Origin of the sequence: Peribacillus sp. NJ4 (assembly GCF_030348345.1) — a bacterium.
GTDB lineage: Bacteria > Bacillota > Bacilli > Bacillales > DSM-1321 > Peribacillus.
Window position 1 is genome coordinate 4474082 of the sequence record NZ_JAUCFQ010000001.1, and the last position, 23313, is coordinate 4497394.

The following is a 23313-nucleotide window of genomic DNA, read 5'->3' on the forward strand; positions in this document are numbered from 1 at the left end:
TAACAAGGTTGCTAGAATGTTAACACTCGCCTTACCTTCTCTAGTAATTGCTAATCATCGGGATATGAGTCATTGTCACGGAACGGGAATTTTGTTATTCGTCCTATAATTTGCTAAATTCAACACTCTTTCTTTTAACGTTTCTTCGCTCAAGACATCGTATGTTGTGATAATATCCTTTATTGCATTCCAATTTACCTCTCTTGGTTTCCCAATATGAATTTTTGGATAGATCTGATTTAAATAAACCTCATCTTCCCCAAGTAGTTCTTCGTATAATTTTTCACCTGGCCGAATTCCAGTATAGGTAATCCCAATGTCTTCAACATTGTAACCTGACAGTTGGATGAGCTTTTTAGCAAAATCGACAATTTTGACAGGTTCACCCATATCAAGTACAAATACCTCTCCGCCTTTGGCCAGAACCCCTGCCTGAATGACTAATCTAGAAGCTTCGGGAATGGTCATGAAATAGCGAATCATGTCCGGATGAGTAATTGTCAAAGGTCCCCCTTTTTTTATTTGTTTTTTGAAGAGTGGGATGACGCTGCCATTACTGCCAAGGACATTTCCAAATCGGACCGTTACAAATTTTGTATGACTCGACAAACTCTTATGCTGGATCATCATCTCTGCTAAACATTTAGAGGCACCCATTATACTTGTCGGATTTACGGCTTTATCCGAGGAAACCATGACAAAAATATTCACCATGCCAGCCTCCGATGCCTCCGCAACATTAATCGTGCCTATGATGTTATTTTTCACCGCTTCTTTAGGGTTGGATTCCATAAGTGGCACATGTTTATGGGCGGCTGCATGATAGACGATGTTAGGACGATGTTGATCGATGACCTGAAACATCCTCCTGCGGTCCTGAATATCTGCAATTTCAGTCACAATCTCAATTGTACTTGCATAGGCCTCCAGCAACTCCAACTCAATCGCGTAAATGCTGTTTTCACCATGTCCAAGCAATATAATTTTAGCTGGATTATATTTCATGACTTGACGGCAGATTTCTGAGCCAATTGAACCGCCCGCACCTGTTACTAAAATAGTACTCTCAACAATCTTTTCCGAAATACCTTTATCATCAAGTTGAACGGGTGAGCGCCCCAATAAGTCCTCCATCTGGATATCTTGCAATTCATTAATAGGAACCTTTCCCTGAACAATCGCTTCAAGGCTAGGGACAATTTGAGTCTTTACACAAGTTTTGGTGCATTCTGTAAAAATTGAATCTATTTCCTCCCTTTTCAAAGAAGGAATCGCAATGACGATATGCTCGATCTTATATTCCTCAACCACTTGAGAAATATGTTTTGTTACTGCTACTACTGGTATGTTGAAGATTTCTAAACTTAGCTTCGTTTTATCATCATCAACGAATGCAACTGGGACTAATTCTATATTGCTGGATTTTAACAACTGACTAGTTATCATCGTCCCAGCAGATCCGGCTCCAACGATCAACGTTCTTTTTTTATTCGGTGATTGCTTAATGTATCGATCAAAATAAACCCTCCATGCCAAACGTGAGCACCCGATCATGGCCATATAAAGGATCCATGTAATGAAAAGTTCTCTTATATATAGAAAATCGGTAAAGTACAGCTGAAAGAAGGTAGTAATGGTAATAGCAAATGCAGTCACTTTGAATATATTAAACATTTCCCTGATACTGGCGTATTCCCAAGCCTTTTTATACTGTTTCAAATAAGCAGTAAAGAAATAATGACACACAAGCAAAATAAGCGTACTATTCAGTGCAAAAGCCGGTATTTCATCATATGGATGTAATAACCAATAACTTGAAAATACAGCTATCACAACAATCATGGCGTCCAGTATGACTAATGTGAAAAGCCGGTTATAATATGTCAAATCTACTTCTCCTCATATAAATATTTTTAATCAAACAAGAGTTCCTTAACTTTCATCCCGTACAAAACATTCTCGGCATTTTCATTAAAGGCCTTCACTACTTCTTGTCCAAAATTCTTTTCAATCATCTTCTGTGCTTCCATGATTTGAAAACCTCTGTTTCCAACATTATGAGCATCTGAAGCAATAAAATGAGTAAGACCTGAGTGAACTAAAAATTTTGAAAATCTTTTTGTTCTCCATCCGAATTTACCTGTGATGCTCCCTGCTGTTATTTGTGAATACGCCCCCTTCCAAATTAGTTCTTTTAGAAGTCGCGGATTTTTTAATATTTCCATATTCCGCTCTGGATGAGCAATGATCGGTGTCATTCTTTTCATTTGAAGATCATAGATTAATCGTTCCGTATATCTTGGCACATGGTTTGAAGGAAGTTCGAGAAGGATGTACTGCGAACCATTCAAGCCCATGATTTTATTATTATCATAATCATCCATAAGTTCATCGGATATCCTGATTTCCTGCCCAGGCCATACTTTTAGCGGGATATTCAGATCATCAAGTACTCGGTTTATTTTTCTAGTTTCCTCCAAGACTTTTTCTTTATCATTTTCATATATCCCCCTATTATAATGAGGGGTTGCAATGATATTGGTGATTCCTTGTTCTACGGCTTTTCTCGCCATTTCTATACTTTCCTGGATATTTCCAGCCCCATCATCGATATCGGGTAAAATGTGACTATGAATATCAATCATTGGTATCCCCTCTTTGGCCTAACTACTAATGCTAAATCAAATTCCAAACTGCTTATTTTATTTACCATAGTAGTAGTATTCGTCAGGATGTTTTTGTTTTTTCTTATTTAGGATTCCGCCTAAAAGCTTTGCATTGGCATTTTCAAGTAATTCCTTCGCTTTTTTTGCTTGCTGTATTTCAGTACTTCCGCTGCTAACCACTAAAACGGCTCCGTCTGTCATATTCGCTAGTATTTGAGCATCTGTAACAGCATTAACAGGCGGCGTATCCAGAATAACCAAATCATAATTCATCTTTACTTCATCCAACAATGTCACCATTCCGTTTGACCCAAGCAATTCCGATGGATTAGGAGGAATGGGTCCACTTGTCAACACATCTAAATTTGGGTATATGGAAGGTTGTACAGCATCATGTAATTTGTTTTGCTTTGATATGACATTCGTTAACCCCAGGTAGTTCTCCATGTTAAAGTTAGTATGAACACTGGGCTTTCTCAAATCCGCATCTATGATGAGGATACGTTTCCCTTGCTGTGCAAAAACTGCTGCGACATTAATTGAAGTGGTTGATTTTCCTTCACCTGCGTTTGCTGAGGTGAAAATCATGGATCTTATGTCTTTTTCCACAGCGGAAAATTGAAGATTCGTTCGGATCGTCCTATACTGCTCTACAACCGGAGATTTCGATTTCAACATAGAAATACTGCTCCTTTTCTTAATCTCCGTCATTTTATGCCGTTCATTGCGTGTCAAGCTTTTCACCTCTTGAGGTTGTGATTATCAATCTATTTTTTTCGTTTTTTTTTATTTTCCATTAAATTAACGATGCCTAGCATCGGCATCTTTAAATGATCTTCAATATCAGATTCAACCTTGATTGTATTGTCTAAAAATTCGATCAAGAATGTAAGAACTAAACTTATAACCAACCCTGCAAAACATGCGAAGATCATATTCGTGATCGGATTCGGTTTTATGGGTGAGGAATTATCTCCTATAGTTGCATTGGATAAGACATTGACATTATCCACATTCATTAGCGCTTTTATTTCATCTTGGAAGATGTCCGTAATTGTACTGGCGACATTTACAGCAAGTTTAGGGTCCGTGCTTTCAACTTTAATGGTAAATATTTGTGAATTACCCTTACTGACGATTTCGATTTGTTCCGATAACGCTGAATTTGAAATGTCAAGATTCAGTCGATTTTTTACTTTTTCCAACATCATTGGACTTTTGATGATCTCTCCGTAAGTCTCAATCAATTGAATATTGGTTTGAATCTCACCTATATTGTAAAGTTCTGTACTTTCCTTGGTTTGATTGACCAAGATTTGTGTAGAAGCTTGGTAAACAGGTGAAAGAATAAAAAAGCTAACGATACCCGTTATTGCCGTAATAAGGGTTGTGATGATGAAAATGAGTGCCATGCGCTTTTTTACCATTTGAAAAATATCGTTTAAATTGAGTGTCCCACTCATTCAATCAACTCCAATCCATCCTTAAACCTTTTTCGTTTGTTCACATATTTTTTTTATGCCTATAATTTTGCAACCTTATCGGACAGCAGACCATTTTCCTCCATCACATTTTTGGAATCGAATATTAATGACGCATTATCATGGACACTTTTCCAGTCAAAACAATTATGTGGTGTTCCAATGACAACAATATCGGCTCTTTGAAGAATGGCAGCATCGTATTTTGCCACCGGTTGGATTTGATCATTGATCCGGATTTCCTTTGCATAGGGTTCGATGACAGTTAGTTTCTGGACTTTATTTTGTAACCTTTCAAGTAAGCGAACGACCGGGCTCTCCCTTAAATCACCAATATCACTTTTATAAGAAGCACCTAAAACCACAACATGTGAGTGTTTCATAAGCTTGTCTTTGGCTGCAAGCAGTTCAAGTATGCGGTTATATGAATAGTGAACCATCCCGTCATTAATATCCCCTGCCAGTTCAATCATTTTTGTTCGATGACCATGTTCTTTTGCTTTATAGAGCAAGTAGTAGGGATCGACCGGTATACAGTGTCCCCCTACACCAATACCTGGGGTGAATTTCATGAACCCGTATGGTTTCGAGGAAGCTGCATTGATCGTATCCCATATATCAATTTCCAATTCTTTGCACAGAACTGTCAATTCATTGACCAAAGCCATGTTAATCCACCGGAATGTGTTTTCAAAGATTTTGCTTAATTCTGCAACGCGGATCCCTTTTACACGATGGGCGTTTTTCCCGATAAACATGCATGCTAATTCTGTACAGTTTTCCGTTATCCCCCCGACAACCTTTGGAGTGTTGCTTAAGTTGAATTTTTTATTTCCTGGATCAATTCTTTCAGGCGAATAAGCTACAAAAAGGTTATCCCCAATCACATATCCTCTATCTGTTAATGGTGTACAGATATATTCTTCTGTCGTTCCTGGATACGTTGTACTTTCTAAAATAACCATTGTTCCTTCCTTCACATGTTCAGCTACAGCTTTTCCTACATCTTTCACATACGAAATATCAGGTTCTTTCAAATTATTGACAGGGGTCGGGACACAAATCAAAAGAACATCCATCTCTCCAACCTGCTTCATATCCATTGTTGCAGTAAATTGCTTTTGGTATATCAATTCACTAAGCTCGTCATTATCTACATCATTGATATAATTAATTCCGCTATTTAAACTTTCCACTTTTGACTCGGAGACATCGAATCCAGTCACCTTATATCCTTCAGCTGCATAATGACAAGCTGTTGGAAGACCAACATATCCCAATCCAATCACTCCGACTTTAGCCGTCTTTTTCTTTAATTCTCTCCGCAGATTAGATTTGTGCGAGTATGGAGCATTATATATTTGTTGTTTTCTTTCATGAGTTATCGCTGTTATCATGATTCAACTCCTCCATTTCATTTATAACTTAACGATTTTTTAAAACTAACACTCCATAATGTCCATTCACGAACCAAACCATTACACGGAATAAACTCGCAAACTTCTAATATTAACGATTTAAGTCAGCAAAACCGACCAGATACAACCAATTTATTTTATGGTCGATACACATACTAGAAATTCTTGAACATCCGTTTGTAAGTTTCGTTTCCCATTATATTTTTCGTTAGCATTAATAAATTATCATATTTACTTTTAATCCTAGTTCCAGATTTCGAATGAATCGTTCTGTTTTTGATTCATCTACCCTTTATAACCTGAATAACCATGTTTTTTTCATGATAAATAAAACTCACACCAACAGCTGGGTTATGCGTAAAGATTAAGAGTAGCCTGCCTTTGCCAACACGTATTTTAGCCGAGTACACTTCTACATTTAGAATAGGCATGCCCTTCCAAAAAAATGAAAATATATTAACAAGCAAGCAGATAGGAAACAATCAAAAACTTTCACTACTCCATTCTCTTGATCGTTTAAGGAAATACAAAAATTCCCCGATTAATTGGCCTTTATCACGGTGCCATTACTCGGGGGAATTCAAATATTTTAGCCAGGCTTATAATAACACTTCCTACTTTTCAGGAGCATCAGCTGTCATGTCAGTCACTTGGTTAATGATCCATTCCTGCTTATCTTTAGTGTCAGTATTTTCATACTGCACCTTAAACGGTCCCTTACCTTCTATCACATAGTACCCATTTCCTTTAACACTTTTGCCAGGTGACAGTTGTGTCCCCAAATTATCGCCCGGATAGATACTTAGTTTTTTATTTTCTTTATTCCATACCGACATTTCAAAAACGTCTACAAATCGTTCTTCTGCCGTTTTATTAGTCGCCTTCAGCTGTATCTGTAAAACTTCTTTTCCTTTTTGATCTGGATGTTCAAGCTTCAAAGCCTTTTCAATCCGAATGTTTACGCCAGATACGGCTTTCTCTTGTCCTGTTTCGTCCTTAGTGGAAGAGTTCGTTTGCTTTTGCTGTTCATCCTGAACAACCTTTTCTCCTGACGTACAGCCCGTCAAAAATATAGTTAAAGTTAATATACAGATCCAAATACTATTGAAGCTTCTCTTTAATATCATAATGTCACCCCTTAATAAATATATAAATCCTTTTTAAAGAGAGATTCTTCATTATCTTTTCTCCATATTTCTCACTCTCTCATTCACAAAATTGGATCCTTATTTACTTGAAACGAAAAAAATACTCATAACACTTTAAAAAGCTTTTCAAACATGTAAGAAGGACCCACTTCCTATAGGAGAGGCCTTCTTACATCATTCTCACAATGATTATTTGACGATTGTTTTTACTACGTCTCCTCCAACTACTAGTGGACCATAATCAACTTCTATGACATCTCCTGCTTTTAGCCTCCGGTTTGCTCCATTTTCATCGATGATAAATCGGCTGTAAATTTGGTAACTTCCATCCGGATTAATGTAACCTGCCCCGGTTTGAGTTAGGGAAACCGTTCTCTGTGCTATTCCATTCACTAGCAAACGGAGACCCTTAGTTCCCTCCGCTGCTTTGCCTGTAATATAATCTGCATTGGGAGCCACTGCATTCACCTGTAGTTTTTCAACTTCCTTGACTACCGTAGTATGAGCTTGTAAGTTCGATGGAGTCCGCATACCGTAGTCAACCGTTACGACATCGCCTACTTGTAGGGTTTTATTATTTCCCTTCTCGTCCACTCCTACGTACTTACTGTATATACTGAATGTTCCATCTTCATTGACAGGTGCCGTACGCAGTGCTTCGCCATTTACCAGTAAGCGTACGATCGTTGCCCCTTCAGGTGCAGTTCCTGTTATAACCTCTGCATTTTGGTACACAGTATTGAGCTTAACAGGTTCACTCGGCATAAACTGTACCACCTTAACAGATGAACTCCCGCTGATATTTCCTGCCGCGTCTGTAAGGGTGACTGTTATTATCGTATTAACGGGTTGATTTGGAATAGAAACCTTGAATTTCCCGTCTGGACCTACAACCCCAGTATATTTCTTGGAATTAATGATGACAGTCACATTTGCTTCAGGTTCACCGCTTCCTGTTACTTCTTTACTGTTTGTTGTAACTTCATTTAGTTTCGGTGCATTCGGAGCCGTTATATCTTTATCCAATAAATCTTCAGCTTTGTTCAGTAAATCTTGCAGACGGTCTTTTTCTGCACCTTCAGGAAGCTTATTAACCGCCTCTTGGGCTTCGTCAATCGCCCCTTGATCCGTCGTTCCTTCCAATGTATCGAACTTATCGTCCGTGAACAGATTCTCCACTTTGTCCTTTGCATCCGCTAAGTCTTTTTCTGCTTGTTCTTTTTTGTTCAATAAATCTTGCGCTTTGTCCACCAAATCTTGCAGACGGTCTTTTTCTCCACCTTCAGGAAGCTTATTAACCACTTCTTGAGCTTCGTCAATCGCTCCTTGATTCGTCGTTTCTTTCAATTTGTTGAATTTATCATCCGTGAACAGATCTTCGACTTTGTTCTTTGCATCGGATAGGTCTTTTTCTGCTTGTTCTTTCTTGTTCAATAAATCTTGCGCTTTGTCCACCAAATCTTGTAAGCGATCTTTTTCCGGACCTTCCGGTAATTTATTGACCGTGTCTAGGGCTTCATCAATCGCTCCTTGATCCGTCGTTCCTTTCAATGTGTCGAACTTATCGTCCGTGAACAGATCTTCCACTTTGTTCTTCGCATTTGCTAGGTCTTTTTCTGCTTGTTCCTTTTTGTTCAATAATTCTTTCGCATTGTTCAGTAAATCTTGCAGACGGTCTTTTTCTGCACCTTCGGTAAGCTTATTGACCGCTTCTTGGGCTTCGTCAATCGCCGCTTGATTTGTCGTTTCTTTCAATGTGTCGAACTTATCGTCCGTGAACAGATCTTCCGCTTTTTTCTTCGCATCGGCTAGGTCTTTTTCTGCTTGCCCAGCTTCATTTTTTCCTAATTCGATCTTTTTTGTTTTAGCAAGTTCAATAATGAAATTCGTTGGGTTACCACTAATTGATTCCGCTACGCCATAGCGATATATAGCTTTCCATGTAAGATTTCCACCTGATTTGCCCATATAACTATTTGTAGGATTTTCTGTCGCACTCGTCCAAAGATTCACCATACCCGTATTCATACTCATCGTAAGGGATGTACTTAAATTATTTATTGCTTGTTTTTTTACTGAGGACAATAAAACATTCTCTGGATTAGTAAAATCAATGGTGGATAGTTTATTTTCCACTTGCAAAGCATGACCATCTTCTGTAGTTACATGCAGTTTCGCTTGATTATTGATCTGTGCTGGCCCATAAAGCGAGATCACTGGGTATGAATCCGTACCAGATCTATTTATCTGTACATCTGCACCGTCATCCACGTTAAATGACTTAAACTTTCCATTGACGGTAACTCCTTTTGCCCCATCAAACTTTACCTTTGCATTATTTCCAATGGAAAAACCTCCATCGCCACCTGTTGCATAAAATATTCCATAACCACTATGAAGTGTTTTAATGTCTACATTAGCATTTGGAGCAATCTTAAATTGTGGTTCTGCTGTAATCGACCAAATAAGAGCATAGCCATTATTATGGCTTATATTAGTTTCACCATCAATTTCTACACTTCCAGTTTCCGCCATCTCCTGGGCAGGTGCTGATCCTGGCATTGTATGATCATTAATATAAATGTCGTTAACTCCTTTAAAAATTGCATTCCCGAAACGGTTCCAGATTAATTGTGGTCCACTGTAATTTACATTTTCGAATATTTGCTCTACATTTTGTGTTCCATCATGTATGGTAATGAAACCATAATAGTTCTTTCCTTTAATATCCAAGTTCTTTACATGGACACTTCTTAGTTTATTACCATTGGCATAGATACCATCTGCGGCTCCTAACGCTCCTCCTGTTTCCGATAGTGTATGATTATTTCCTTCAATCACGATTTCCGTTTTTGCCGGGTGAATTTTAATCGCTCCGCTTATGTCTATATCTCTACCTAGATGAATCGTCGATATTCCGTTATCTGCCTCTAAAGCAACCTTTAACTCTTGAAAATTGTTGACGACTGTTTCGTTTGCTGTCATTTTTGTAACGGCTTTACTCGGTGATTGTGTTTCAGTTGTTTGTGTACGCGCTTCTTGAGTTTTCACCTCGGATGCTTGTGCATTCGAAATATCCTTATTCTTTGGTGTGGATAGTTCTTCCGCAAATCCTACACTTGGTATTAATAGAGAACTTGCTAATAGAAATGATGTTGTCATAACGTTAATAGGTTTTAACATTTTATTTTTCTTCATAAATTGAACGTTCCTCCTAAATAAATATTAATTTTTATTACAAGATTAATATTACTTTTTTTCAAGGAGTACCTCGTTCCAATAATGATCCATTAAAAATCATTTTAGGAACCATATTAGGGCATTAACCGTCAATTTTTATGTGATTATTTTCATTTATGGTGATGGTGTGATCCTGCATTTTATAAAAGAATATCTTCTTATCAAATCCAGCGTTTAAATAACATAAAATCCAAAGCTACTTTTATGGGATACAATTCTTATGGTTACATAACTAAAAATGTGATAAGAGAAACCATTGGTTCCCTCTTATCACATTTTCCCTTGAAAGGATTTATCCTATTTGGTTATTATTTTCATTCCCTGAAGAGTTTCTTCTATTTATCTTGTATCTCATTTTCATAACGTTCCGTCTGCATACATGAACATATATATCATCCAGCGCACTTGGTACACGCCCATAGGCCTTTCCCCCGTATTCCTCTTACATACCACTTTTACTTTTATTCACCCCTTTTTTGTATGGGCACTTTTAAGAAAGAATAGTGACGTAATTAAAATGAGGGTGATTTTCAGCGTATTTATTTCTTGTTCATTTAATAAAAGGTACATCAAAAATAAGACTAAAAAGGCTTGAATAAAATAGATCCTATATTTCAATAGGGTAGACCAAGTTTGTGACACCGATAATAAAAAAAAGTTAAATTGCTTCGACATCATCTTTCTCCTTTATCATGATGTTGATTTTATCTAGATTTATATTCTGGCATCATTATATACAAATAGGTGAGTGTCGCTATTTCATAAAGTAAAAATATTCGTTCAGAAAAGAAATGCAGTTCATTTTTCATAAATGGAATCTTGCTGTGTTTGATTTAATAGATTTTCGAAAATGCTGGTGAGAGCGGCTAATTATTCTTTTCGCACAGAAGCATTAAATTTTGAATGAATTGGCATGGGGATATAAAAAGGACGAGAGGGAATCGCAAATATAGTAGCTTCTGAGGAACAGAACCTATTAAAAGGATCAAAAAAAATATTATAAATTCAGGAGAAATTAAAAACAGCCTGCCCCTTGGAACAAAGGGAACAGGCAGCCTGAGTGTTTATCCAGGCACAATATTATGGATACGCTCAGAGAATTGGGCCTTCTTTTTACAATGGGGGTTTGGGGAAGTGGCCCTCACTGCTATTTCATTTTATAATATTTACAAAATCATATCGTTTCAAAAATGAAATGAGATAAATCATTTTTTATATTATTCCTCCCGTAAGAAATCATCATGGCAGGTGAAGAAGGATTGGAACGAAGTGGCATGAACGAAATTTTCACCAGACCCCGCCATCCACCTCCACTAAAGGGAAAGCGCAGCACCCCTCACGAACAAAAAAATTAGCAATCCAAAATGGAATGGATTGCTAATTCCTATCAATCACCTGACACTCTTACTGCTTGAAACCTTGTGTTTTCCACACATTTTCTCAATAAGTCGATTCAAGATTAATAGAGCGATCGGGTTATGCTCGATTTGACTGACAAGTTTCCAGGTAACCGTTATGATCGACCCTTCGCCCATGTCTTGTTTGATAACGGAGCCGCCATTTTGCCCGAGCCATCCTTGGAAGTAACCAGAAATGATATCTACACTCTCCGAAAGCAAGGGATTGCCAAACATGTTCACGGTCTGCACCTTTTTGTAATCCTTGAAAGGAATCACATAATCCGGAATTAATCGTTCGAATTCCCATCCGATTTCAGGTTGGATCGGTAACCCTCCAAACCAAGCAGTGTCCACATAATTCATTGAAGAAGCACGGGCCCAGCTTTCCCCAATATCCAGCTGACGAAAGGAATAATGGGCTTTATTCTTTACACCATCCCCCTCTTCCGCGAAGAAGATGACTTGACTGCCCTTCTTGGACTGAGCAAGGATCTCCTTATCAAGACTATTAGTAAGAATCAGATTCACTTGAGTTATTTCTTCCACCAAAAGGACCGCAGACCTTTTACCACTCTGCTACACTTCCGTCTTTGTGTCTCCAAACCGGATTTCTCCAGTTATGACCAATCTCAGCCATTTTTCTTACGTGATCTTCGTTAATCTCAATACCCAGACCGACTCCGTCCGGAATTTTTACAAACCCATCCTCATATTTGAATACTTGGTTATCCACGATGTAATCTAGCAAATCACTACCTTGGTTATAATGAATCCCTAGACTTTGTTCCTGGATAAATGCGTTATGACAAGTAGCATCGACTTGCAAGCAGGCAGCTAATGCTATCGGTCCCAATGGACAGTGAGGAGCAGCTGCCACATCGAAAGCCTCCGCCATGGATATGATTTTCTTACATTCGGTAATTCCACCAGCATGTGATAAGTCGGGTTGGATGATATCGGCATATCCATCAGTCAATAACTTTTTGAAATCCCACTTGGAGAACATTCTTTCACCTGTCGCAATCGGGATCGCGGTATGATTGGCGATTTCACGCAATGATTCATTATTTTCCGGTAATACAGGCTCTTCAATGAACATCGGTCTGAAAACTTCCAATTCTTTTGCAAGAATTTTTGCCATTGGCTTATGCACTCTTCCATGAAAATCAATACCAATTCCTACATATGGTCCCACTGCCTCACGTACAGCTGAAACCCGAGCTAACACTTGATCAATTTTTTCATAGGAATCCACATATTGCAGTTCCTCGGTACCATTCATTTTCACTGCTGTAAATCCTTTAGAAACAACTTCCCTGGCAGCTTCGCCGACATCTGTCGGACGATCCCCGCCGATCCATGAATAAACTTTAATCGATTCTCTTGCTTTTCCTCCAAGAAGTTGATGGACCGGTGCATTATGATATTTCCCTTTAATATCCCAAAGTGCTTGATCAATTCCTGAGATTGCGCTCATTAAGATAGGACCGCCACGATAGAAGCCTGCTCTGTACATCACATTCCAATGATCTTCAATATTACGCGGGTCTTTTCCAATAAGGTTTTCCATTAATTCATCAACAGCGGATTTTACCGTTGCGGCTCTACCTTCAATTACCGGTTCTCCCCAACCAACGATTCCTTCATCTGTTTCGATTTTTAAAAATAACCAGCGTGGTGGTACTTGGAATAATTCATAGCTTGTGATTTTCATAGTGAATCTCTCCTTAAAAGTTTTATAGTTTTTTTAAGAACGAATGGCTGAGACAAATGCTTCTGCTTTACGGGTTAAGTCCTCTAAGTATTTCTCGTTGACTTCATGCTTTGTGTCGGCCAGCGCGCTTCCAATTCCGAAGCCGACCGCTCCAACTTTTTGGAATTCAGCGATATTTTCTAACGTAACGCCTCCTGTTGGCAACAGTGGGATATGTGATAAAGGACCACGAATATCTTTTATATAACCCGGGCCGATGCTTGCTGGGAATACTTTGATGATATCGCCACCGTTTTCATAAGCCGTTAAGATTTCTGTTGGTGTAAAGGCACCGGGAATACTCACTGCCCCATATCGTTTGGTCATTTTGATCGTTTCCAAATTAACCGTTGGGGATAAGATAAACTTCGCACCAGCAAGGATCGCTGCCCGTGCCGTTTCCTGGTCCAGTACTGTACCGGCACCAACCACCATTTCATCGCCAAACGCTTCCGAAACGAGTTCGATCGAATGTAAGGCGTTGGGAGAATTCAGCGTGATTTCTATTAATTTAACGCCACCGTTTCTTAAAGCTCCTGCAATTTTCACCGTATCCCCAGGCTTTGAGCCACGGACAATGGAAATAACCTTGTGTTCTAAAATAGTTGAAAGCGCATTCATCTTTTAACCCTCCTTCTTGCTGTTTAGCGGATGACGTCATCTTTGTCAATACGGTTCATATATTCTTCCAGTGCTTCTTTATCTGGAAGACCCTCGATATCCCCGCTGACCGTTGTGACGATTGCTCCGATGGCACAGCCTCTTTTCACCGCTTCTTGAATGGACCGTTCATCCAGTAAGCCCGACAGTACACCGGCAGCAAAACCATCTCCCGCCCCAATCGGGTCGAGCACAGTTTTGACCGGGTAGGCCTCCACATAACCAGAATCTTTGGGGGTTGAATAGTAAGCTCCTTTTTCACCAAGCTTCACGACCACCATTTCCGCCCCTAAGTGCTTACATTCTGCCGCGATTTGCTTACAATCCTTTGTTTGAAATAAATAGTCACCTTCCGAAATACCGGGTAAGATGATATCAGCCTTCGCGACTATTTCCAATAACATGTCTTTTCCTATTTTTTCATCTAGTAACGTTTTTCGTATGTTTGGATCAAAAACGATTTTCACTCCATTTTTTCTAGCAATCTCGATCGCATGAAAGACGGTTTCTTTGCATGAATCACTAAGCGCCGCGGTAATGCCTGTAATATATAAGATCTTCGCTTTCGCAATGTAGCTTTCTTCCATATCAGCAGGAGTCATTTTACTGGCAGCTGAAAATTTTCGGTAATAGAAAACCTTTGAGCTATCGACAGTTGTTCGTTCTTTTAAAAACAGCCCAGTGGGAGCGCTTTCATCTTCTTTTACAAAAGAAGTATCCACTCCTTCACCACGCACACTTGCAATGATTCTTTTTCCAAGTTCGTCCTTACCAACTCTGCTCATCCAGCCTGTTTGATAACCAAGCTTCGCCAGGCCGATCAGTGTATTGGTTTCTGCCCCGGCTACCCTGGAAGAATAGTTTCGGTTATATCTTAATTGACCCGTTTCTTCAGGAGAAAATAAGATCATCGTTTCTCCTAAACTTACAACATCCATACCTGTCCCTCCTTCCATTAAGGTTGACCTTGACCTACCTTGTAGCCAATACTGGTGGACACTTCTTTTGAAGTGAGCAACAATTTTTCTACAATTGTTTCCCTTTGCTTGATCATTCTTTCTTTAGGTCCTGCCACACTGATCGCTGCTTGAATGGAATTATCCGCTCCATATATCGGAGCCGCCATACAAAATAACCCTTCTTCATTTTCCTCATCATCGATGGAATGACCCAACTGCTTAAAGATATCAAGCTGCTGTTCCAACTCTTGTCTATCGGTAATCGTGTGACCCGTAATAGGAAGTAATTCCGTGCTGTCCAGAATTTGATTTTTTTGTTGTTCGTTCATAAATGCCAAAAAGGCCTTTCCAAGTCCTGTACAATATAATGGTTTATGATTTCCCGGCTGTGCAGTGGTTCGAATGGAACGATTGTTATCAATCTTCGCCACATACACCAAGTCCTTCTCCGACAATAACGCCATAAATACAGTCTCTTGTACATCCTCCATCAACCTTTTTAAATAAGGTAACGCCTGTTTGGAGATATCTAACGACTCCAATGCAGCGCTTCCAATTTGGATCAACTTTGGTCCTAACTTATATTGGTTAAAAGAATCCAGAGAAAGATAACCTTCCTTAAATAACGTACCAATCAGACCAGATGTACTGCTCTGTGGAAATGATAACTTCTCGCTTATTTCCTTAATCGTTAAACCATCTCGATACTGGCTTAATAATTCAAAAACTCTCAAAACGCGTTCTGCCGATTTAACTGACATCTGTTGTTCACCTCTTTCACTAAATCACATATATGATTTTAAATCTTATATGTGATATGTACTTTCATACTATCATATTGAAAAATAAATGCCAACCAATTCAGTAATTATTTGGTTTTTTTGCATTTTCCAATTAAGGTTATATCGCCCTTGAGGGTTGGTATCATTGTTGGTTTACCAGGGAGTTTCCTGAAAATGGGCTTCGTATTATCTGTAAGGATCCTACCCAGTTGAACGTTCTACTTATTACCAACATGATGAAGAACTTTGGAAAGCGTTTGGACAGCGTGCTGTTGAAATGACGAAACGAATGATCTATGTATAGTGGATTTGAAAAAGCCATTGCTCCTGTTGAGCAATGGCCTTTTTATATGTAATTCGAATTTATGAATCTTAATCAGTATATCTCTGATACTGAAGGAAACTGAATATTTTGAAAAAAAGACGCACAATGTAAATCGCACGCCTTTTTACCTTCAACTATATTGATTTAAAAAAACTCTCCACGTTTCCTTTTTCATGCATACTTCTTACTTTCCTCGTCTTTAAAAAAGCTCTTCATTGCGTGGAAAACGTCAGCCTTTTGCTTAAGGATAAAGTACCTGAATTTTTCATTATCGATATTCTTATACGCTGTCATCAATGTCGAATGACGATTATATTGATTGACTTCACCATACCCGAACATATTGGAAACCTTCATGAGTTCTTCAACAAGCTTAACGCATCGGACGTTGTCAGATGTGAGGTTATCACCGTCCGAAAAGTGAAACGGATAGATATTAAACTTCGCAGGGTCATATTTATGATCAATAAGTTCTAATGCTTTTCGGTATACGGACGAACAAATCGTACCGCCGCTTTCCCCTTTTGAAAAGAAATCCTCTTCCGGAACCACTTTCGCTTCGGTATGATGGGCAATGAACTCGATTTCTACCGTTTCATATTTTGTCCGCAAGAAACGGTTCATCCAAAAGAAAAAGCTTCGAGCCATATATTTTTCCCATAATCCCATACTACCGGATGTATCCATCATTGCCAGCACAACTGCTTTGGAATCAGGTTTCTGGATCTCATTCCAGGTTTTGAATTTAAAATCTTCCTTATAAATAGGGTGGAAACCCGGGTCCCCGCTTAAAGCGTTCCGTTTGAAAGCAGATATCATCGTTTTCTTTTTATCGATATTTCCCATTAAGCCTGTCTTGCGGATATCGTTGAATTCGATATGTTCAAGCGTATGCTCAGCCTGTTCTTTCTTCTGGAGATTAGGCAGTTCCAATTGGCTGAACAGGGCTTCCTCCAATTCCATCATTGACACTTCGGCTTCATAATAATCCTCACCGGCCTTGTCACCTGCACCTTGGCCCTTTCCGGAACCGGCGTCGGACGGCGAGCCATCCCTTGCAACCACATCCCCCACTTTACTGTCTCCATCGCCTTGCCCTACATGTTTGTTTTTATCATAGTTATAACGAATTTTGTATTCATCCAAGGAGCGAATGGGAATCTTGATAACATCCCGGCCATTGGACATTACGATGCTTTCTTCTGAAATTAAATCAGGTAAATTATTCTTGATGGCTTCCTGCACCTTTTCCTGATGGCGTTGTTGATCATCATAGCCTTTCCGATGGAGGGTCCAATTTTCCTGTGAGATAACATATTGTTGATTATTCTCTTCCGACATTCTCTTCCCCCCTTAAAAATGTTTGCACGCTTTTCATCATTCCTTCATATAATAAATTAGTGTGAGAAAGCCCACATCATTCCGGTTTTTCAATGAAAAAATACTGTACGAAAAAACGGATTAAAAGAAAAGTATTACTCTATCTTATGCAGCGGTGCAGGATAATTTACAACAAAATTCAAAATGGATGTTTGCCTACGAACTAGACAAGTCATGACTGTACATTAGAGGCCCTTTTAAGATTTTTTCTAAACGTTACTGCAAAATAGGTATTTCATCAAACCGAACAGACCTGATGTTTTTCAGTCTGTTCGGTTTCTTGTATGCTTCATTTTTTGGATTGGCTAAGGTACATAATCCGCAAAGCAGAGACATAAAAGTACATTTCAAAAAAAGCAATGAAAAACAACAAAAAGGTGCCCCAGTAATTTTCTGGGCACCCCTTTTATATAGATAGATTGATTCTGGTTGTGGTATTCGTCAATCTTTATCTTCCTCTATTTCATGTTGAACTGTACCTGGGCGTTTATCCCACTTTTTCAATTCTTCATTCGTCCTTTGATTTTCCATCTGCTTCCCAAGTTCTTTCATTTCTTCATAATCCTTGGCCATGGAGCTATTTTCCGGAACATGCTCCTTTTTCAATTCTTCTTTACTCATTTTTATCACCTCTACTTATTGATACCCAATATTTCCAAATCCAAAACGTAACATATCTGAAGGGAAGATGGGGTATAGATAAGACATTATGAGCAATCTAAGGAGGTGCAAGAAATATGCAAACAACTACTCTTTATGTAAAGGAAGCAACATCAGAAGGGCCGATATTAAATCTAGAGTCCATACTTTTAAAAACGGAAGGTGTGGAACGTGCGATCATTGATGTTGATGATGGGGAAATTAAAATTGATCATAGCGAAGAAAAACTTTCACCTGACCAACTTATCACACTTATTGAACAGTACGGTTTGAATGTAACTAAATAGAAAACAAAAACTCCGGGCTCCCCTCCATTGAGAAGTGCCCGGCATTTTTTTGTCTTAGGCCCTGTTTAACTTGATTGTTGATTTTCTTAAATTAATAAGGCTTTCGAAATGAAAATCGAATACAAATTTTTCCGAATGGCGAATAAGTAATATTCACCCCCTTTTCTTAACTTCGTATGTTAATTATTGATCATTTTCATTAATAATTCCGTAATATACTAAATCCTCATATTTACTGTCTTTTATGACATGTTCCTTTAACATTCCCTCTTTTTTCATACCAATCTTCTCCATAACTTTTCCTGAAGCAAGGTTCGATAAAAAATATCGTGCAAACACTTTGTGCAGTTTCTTTTCTTCAAACGCAAATTGCAAAATTGATTGTGCTGCCTCTGTCGCATAGCCATTTCCCCAAAATGGCTCACCAATCCAATAGGCTATTTCTCCGTGGTTAAAAATTTTATTGTTCGATAACGCAATTGCTCCAAATAATTCGCGAGTTTCCTTGTCTGTTACCGCGAACTCGTAATTTTTATCAGCCATAAAATTATCGTAATGGTTCCCCATCCAGGATAACGCATCATTTAAACTATATGGATAAGGTAGGTACAATGTATTTTTGTAAATATTATAGTTATTGCAAAGGGTCGCAACCGCTGCCGCATCGGGTGTTTGAAATAATCTAAGGACGAGCCTTTCTGTCGTAATCATTAATTTTTCACGAACATAATCCATTCGATCGACTCCAAATCCTGCCCTTTTCTTAACTAAGGCAACTTGTTTTTCTTTGATTATAGATAACTATTCTACACATATTCCAGAAAATCTTGTTGCATTATCATTTTTCATAATGGAATCGTTGCGTTTGTTTCATTTGTTGGATAAAAGTAACATTCCGAAAAAGTAGGTAAACCCCTGCCCAATAGGGGGCAGGGGCAAAAAAGTATGGATTACCGATTTAACAAGCTGCCCACGTAGCGCAGCAAATCATTGGCTGAAGTGGAATTATATCCGTGCTCATCGATAAGTCTCGTGATGACTTCGTTCACTTTCTTCAGTTGCCTTTCGTCTGGTGTCTTCGTTGAAGTGGTGATCTTAACTACATCCTTCAAATCGGCAAATAGTTTTTTCTGGATCGCTTCCCGTAAACGATCATGTGAATTATAATCGAATCGCTTACCTTTACGCGCATATGCAGAAATTCGAATCAATATTTCTTCGCGGAATGCTTTTTTTGCATTCTCGGAAATTCCAATTTGCTCTTCAATCGAGCGCATCAATTTTTCATCCGGGTTAATTTCTTCCCCAGTCAAAGGATCGCGCAGTCTTGATTTATTGCAGTATGCTTCGACATTGTCCAGATAATTATCCATGAGGATTTTAGCCGACTCTTCATATGAATAGACAAACGCCTTTTGTACTTCATTTTTTGCAATGGCATCATATTCTTTACGTGCCAGTGAAATGAAATTCAGATACCGCTCCCGAAGTTCGTTCGTAATGGACGGATGTTGGTCAAGACCTGCTTTTAATGACATAAGTACATCCAATGCATTAATGGACGGATTTTCCTTACGAATGATCGTTGAGGAAATTCGGTTAATCACGTAACGTGGATCGATTCCGCTCATGCCTTCGTCCTGATATTCTTTTTTCAATTCATTGATGTCAGCGGAATTAAAGCCTTCCACGTTTTCCCCATCATAAAGCCTCATCTTTTTCACTAAATCGATATCACCCTTTTTGGGATCCTTTAGGCGGGTCATGATGCTGAAGATTGCAGCCACCCTTAATGTATGCGGGGCTATATGAACATCGGAAACATCACTTTCTTGAATCATTTTTTCATAAATCTTTTCTTCCTCTGTAACCTTCAGATTGTATGGAATCGGCATGACAATGATCCGGGAATGCAGTGCTTCATTTTTCTTGTTGGAAATGAAAGCTTTATATTCCGTTTCATTCGTATGTGCCACGATAAGTTCATCGGCACTGATCAATGCAAACCGTCCCGCTTTAAAATTTCCTTCCTGAGTCAGTGAAAGCAAATGCCATAAGAACTTCTCATCACATTTCAGCATCTCCTGGAACTCCATCATCCCGCGGTTCGCCTTGTTCAGCTCGCCATCAAAACGGTAGGCACGCGGATCCGATTCGGATCCATATTCGGCAATCGTCGAAAAATCGATGCTGCCCGTCAAATCAGCAATATCCTGTGACTTAGGGTCAGAAGGACTGAATGTTCCAATACCAACACGTTTATCCTCCGAAAGGAAAATACGCTCGACCAAAACATCTTCAATTCTGCTTCCATACTCCTGTTCTAACCTCATAACATTCAGCGGTGAAAGATTACCTTCAATTCGAATGCCATATTCCTCATAAAAATCCTGCCGTAAGTACTGTGGGATGAGATGCAGTGGATCTTCGTGCATCGGGCATCCCTTTATTGCATAAATGGCACCAGTATCTTTTAACGAATAATTTTCAAGTCCACGCTTCAGTAAAGAAACGAGCGTAGACTTCCCTCCTGAGACCGGACCCATCAAAAGCAAGATCCGTTTACGTACATCCAACCGCTTTGCCGCCGGATGAAAATATTCCTCGATGAGTCTTTCCAGTGAATCTTCAAGGCCAAACAACTGGCCGCTGAAAAAATTGTATTTCTTTGATCCATTTAATTCCTCTATCCCCGCATCTCTGATCATGTTGTATACACGTGAATGAGCAGATTGTGCAACCAATGGTGTTTCTTTCAAGATGTCTAAGTACTCTGCGAAGGTGCCTTCCCACTTAAGCTTCTGTTCATCTTCTCTAAATTTTTCGATTTTCTTTAAAATATCCATTTAAGGAACCTCCCCCTGTCACTTTCAGAGAATACTTAAATCTATGCACCAAGTCTGACAAACATGTCAGACTTTAAAAAGTCGCCGGGCATTGTTTCGAATCCCCCTTCACTCTTTTTGTATCTAAAAAGGCTTATTCTTTGAACAATTGATGACAAAACGGCTGACAAGAAAAATTGTGTGCACTCCTGCTAAAAATTAGGGTATACTAAGCCTATACTTAAGTGGGACAATATGGGTAAAGGGAGGTCACAACATGGGCACAGTTATTATCGTTGCAGTCGCTATTACATTTTTAGCCGCTATCTTCACTGCTGGGTATGACGATAAACCAGGTGTGAAATAAAGAATATAAAAGCCTTTCTTAAATTCCAAAAAGGGGACAGCAAATTAAAATTTGCCGTCCCCTTTTGCGTCCAGTCCATATAAATAGAAAAAAGCACTTTCATTATTAAATATCTTTTTAAAATGATTAAAAATAAAAACTGCCATTGATTTCTGCATATCGAAGCCTGAAATCAATGGCAGTGCCTTCATATTTTATACAGCGTTCTTTTTTTCCGTTTGAGATGTGATGTCGTTCTCCATTGATCTCAAGTCGTCGTTTACCTTTTGCCCTTGTTCCAAATATTCTGTTTGGAATCCACTCTTTATTGCCCAACTATAAAACACTAGTGATAAACATGTAATGATGACCATATCCCAACCAAATGGAATTACGTTCAGTCCGCCAAATTTTTCACTGCCTAAGTATGAAATGGTCATCATACAGAGTAAATAAACAACCATCCAAAGCCCTGCTGAAAAGTTTTGACGGAATCCCTTCCATTTTATTTTTGATTGATAATAGAAATAAACGGGAAGACCAATCATAATGATAAATAATACTTGTCCTGTTAGTGGCCATCTTGCCCAATATAGAACTAAAGAAGCAAAAACGAAGCCAAGTGGTGCAATAATACTTAATCCTTTTAAACGTAATGGTCTATACAAGTTCTGACCTGTGCGTCTTAATGTCATAACAGTAACTGGACCTGTAATATAAGAGACTAAAGTCGCAACCGAAATAACCTCTGCCAGTACACCCCAGCCTCTAAACATGAATAAAAATAAGAACGATACGCCTAGATTTAAAAACATGGCTTGACGCGGGATACCATAAAGAGGATGTAGTTTTCCAAACACGCTTGGTAAATATTTATTCTTTTCCATTCCATAAAGCATTCGTGACGTTGTCGCCGTGTATGTTATTCCCGTCCCGGAAGGAGAAATAAAAGCATCCACATATAGTAAAATAACTAACCAGTTTATGCCTAAAACAATAGCTAAGTCAGCAAACGGTGAATTGAAATTCAAATGTTGCCATCCGTTCACAATCATAGACGGATCAACGGCTCCAATAAACGCAACCTGTAATAAAACGTAGATGACCGTTGCAATTAATATGGAACCAATTACTGCAATTGGGATCGAACGTCCAGGATTCTTTGCCTCACCTGCCATATTAATCGGACTTTGAAAACCGTTAAATGCAAAGATAATACCAGAAGTTGCTACGGCAGTTAGTACACTTGCCCAACCATTAGGTGCTATACTTCCTGCAGACGTAAAATTGGATGCGTGAAAACCGGCAAATAAAAGTGATCCAATCGTAAGTCCAGGTATAATAACCTTAAAGACTGTAATAAATGAATTAGCTTTCGAAAACAAGCTAACTGTCCAGTAATTTAATAAAAAGTAGACGATCAATAATACAGAGGCAATTGCCAAGCCTCCCCCAGTAAGACTTCCATTTTCCACTAAACCATGTGTCCACTGTGCCCATTCCCATGGCCATGAGCTCATATATTGAACAGAAGCAATCGCTTCAACCGGAATTACGGAAACGATTGCAATCCAGTTTGCCCAACCTGCAAGAAACCCTAAAAACGAACCATGAGAGTACTGCGTATACTTTACCATTCCCCCAGCTTCAGGAAACATTGCACCTAATTCACTGTAAGAAAGTGCGATAAATAAAATAACGACCATCCCAATAATCCAAGAGATAATGGCTGCTGGTCCTGCAATTTGTGCAGCTCTCCAAGCTCCGAATAACCAACCTGAGCCTATAATAGAGCCGAGTCCCACCATCGTTAACGAAAACGTTCCCATCTTTCGCTGCAAATTATTCATATGTTTATCACCATGCTTTCCAAAATTATTCTTTACGTTTAAAAGTAACAAGATTAATGATTTCTCTTACTGCATTACATCACCTCTTGTTATAGTTTAGTGAATTGATAGGGAAATCTTTAGGATGGTACCC

General features: G+C 38.8%; 18 protein-coding genes. 1 reads left to right on the plus strand and 17 read right to left on the minus strand.

The window, feature by feature from the left end; all coding sequences use genetic code 11:
* Positions 1 to 75: 75 nt before the first annotated feature.
* The 14 genes from QUF94_RS22295 to QUF94_RS22360 all read right to left on the minus strand — a co-directional run bounded on the left by QUF94_RS22295 (position 76) and on the right by QUF94_RS22360 (position 17833).
* Positions 76 to 1887: a polysaccharide biosynthesis protein gene (locus tag QUF94_RS22295; RefSeq protein WP_289317765.1), complete on the minus strand. Its 1812-nt coding sequence runs from the start codon at positions 1885 to 1887 to the stop codon at positions 76 to 78.
* A gap of 26 nt (positions 1888 to 1913) precedes the next feature.
* Positions 1914 to 2645 (minus strand): tyrosine-protein phosphatase, encoded by a 732-nt coding sequence (locus tag QUF94_RS22300; protein ID WP_289317766.1) that lies wholly within the window; start codon positions 2643 to 2645, stop codon positions 1914 to 1916.
* Positions 2646 to 2702: 57 nt separating this feature from the next.
* On the minus strand, positions 2703 to 3344 hold the full coding sequence (locus QUF94_RS22305) for a CpsD/CapB family tyrosine-protein kinase (RefSeq protein ID WP_289317767.1): 642 nt from the start codon (positions 3342 to 3344) through the stop codon (positions 2703 to 2705).
* An 89-nt stretch (positions 3345 to 3433) separates the two neighbouring features.
* Positions 3434 to 4129 carry a YveK family protein gene (locus QUF94_RS22310; RefSeq protein WP_289317768.1) on the minus strand — a complete coding sequence of 232 codons (696 nt, stop codon included), beginning with the start codon at positions 4127 to 4129 and terminating at the stop codon, positions 3434 to 3436.
* 59 nt (positions 4130 to 4188) lie between these two features.
* The gene (locus QUF94_RS22315) at positions 4189 to 5544 is read right to left on the minus strand and encodes a nucleotide sugar dehydrogenase (RefSeq protein WP_289317769.1); all 1356 of its coding nucleotides are present in this window, start codon (positions 5542 to 5544) and stop codon (positions 4189 to 4191) included.
* A 635-nt stretch (positions 5545 to 6179) separates the two neighbouring features.
* A complete protein-coding gene (locus QUF94_RS22320; protein ID WP_289317770.1) occupies positions 6180 to 6692 on the minus strand; it encodes a DUF4352 domain-containing protein in 513 nt (170 codons plus the stop codon).
* A gap of 210 nt (positions 6693 to 6902) precedes the next feature.
* Positions 6903 to 9911 carry a toxin Cry1Ac domain D-VI-related protein gene (locus QUF94_RS22325; RefSeq protein WP_289317771.1) on the minus strand — a complete coding sequence of 1003 codons (3009 nt, stop codon included), beginning with the start codon at positions 9909 to 9911 and terminating at the stop codon, positions 6903 to 6905.
* A 1433-nt stretch (positions 9912 to 11344) separates the two neighbouring features.
* Complete coding sequence (locus tag QUF94_RS22330) at positions 11345 to 11899, minus strand: hypothetical protein (protein WP_289317772.1); 555 nt, start codon at positions 11897 to 11899, stop codon at positions 11345 to 11347.
* A 19-nt stretch (positions 11900 to 11918) separates the two neighbouring features.
* The gene (gene dgoD, locus QUF94_RS22335) at positions 11919 to 13067 is read right to left on the minus strand and encodes a galactonate dehydratase (protein WP_289317773.1); all 1149 of its coding nucleotides are present in this window, start codon (positions 13065 to 13067) and stop codon (positions 11919 to 11921) included.
* A 33-nt stretch (positions 13068 to 13100) separates the two neighbouring features.
* The gene (locus QUF94_RS22340) at positions 13101 to 13727 is read right to left on the minus strand and encodes a bifunctional 4-hydroxy-2-oxoglutarate aldolase/2-dehydro-3-deoxy-phosphogluconate aldolase (RefSeq protein WP_289317774.1); all 627 of its coding nucleotides are present in this window, start codon (positions 13725 to 13727) and stop codon (positions 13101 to 13103) included.
* A gap of 23 nt (positions 13728 to 13750) precedes the next feature.
* Complete coding sequence (locus tag QUF94_RS22345) at positions 13751 to 14704, minus strand: sugar kinase (RefSeq protein WP_289317775.1); 954 nt, start codon at positions 14702 to 14704, stop codon at positions 13751 to 13753.
* Between the two features lie 17 nt (positions 14705 to 14721).
* The gene (locus QUF94_RS22350; protein ID WP_289317776.1) at positions 14722 to 15486 is read right to left on the minus strand and encodes an IclR family transcriptional regulator; all 765 of its coding nucleotides are present in this window, start codon (positions 15484 to 15486) and stop codon (positions 14722 to 14724) included.
* Positions 15487 to 16003: 517 nt separating this feature from the next.
* Positions 16004 to 17173: a sporulation protein YhbH gene (yhbH, locus tag QUF94_RS22355; protein ID WP_289317777.1), complete on the minus strand. Its 1170-nt coding sequence runs from the start codon at positions 17171 to 17173 to the stop codon at positions 16004 to 16006.
* Between the two features lie 480 nt (positions 17174 to 17653).
* Positions 17654 to 17833, minus strand: a complete 180-nt coding sequence (locus QUF94_RS22360; protein ID WP_289317778.1) for a hypothetical protein — start codon at positions 17831 to 17833, stop codon at positions 17654 to 17656.
* A gap of 116 nt (positions 17834 to 17949) precedes the next feature.
* Between QUF94_RS22360 and QUF94_RS22365 the strand changes: the two genes are divergently transcribed.
* Positions 17950 to 18159 (plus strand): hypothetical protein, encoded by a 210-nt coding sequence (locus QUF94_RS22365; RefSeq protein ID WP_289317779.1) that lies wholly within the window; start codon positions 17950 to 17952, stop codon positions 18157 to 18159.
* A 183-nt stretch (positions 18160 to 18342) separates the two neighbouring features.
* On the opposite strand, the gene QUF94_RS22370 is transcribed toward QUF94_RS22365, so the two are convergent.
* The 3 genes from QUF94_RS22370 to QUF94_RS22380 form a co-directional block, all read right to left on the minus strand.
* Entirely contained in the window at positions 18343 to 18894 is a 552-nt protein-coding gene (locus QUF94_RS22370) for a GNAT family N-acetyltransferase (RefSeq protein WP_289317780.1), read from the minus strand.
* A gap of 215 nt (positions 18895 to 19109) precedes the next feature.
* Complete coding sequence (locus QUF94_RS22375) at positions 19110 to 21005, minus strand: PrkA family serine protein kinase (RefSeq protein ID WP_289317781.1); 1896 nt, start codon at positions 21003 to 21005, stop codon at positions 19110 to 19112.
* A gap of 540 nt (positions 21006 to 21545) precedes the next feature.
* Positions 21546 to 23180, minus strand: a complete 1635-nt coding sequence (locus tag QUF94_RS22380) for a glutamate/serine transporter AimA (protein WP_289317782.1) — start codon at positions 23178 to 23180, stop codon at positions 21546 to 21548.
* Between the last annotated feature and the right edge of the window lie 133 nt (positions 23181 to 23313).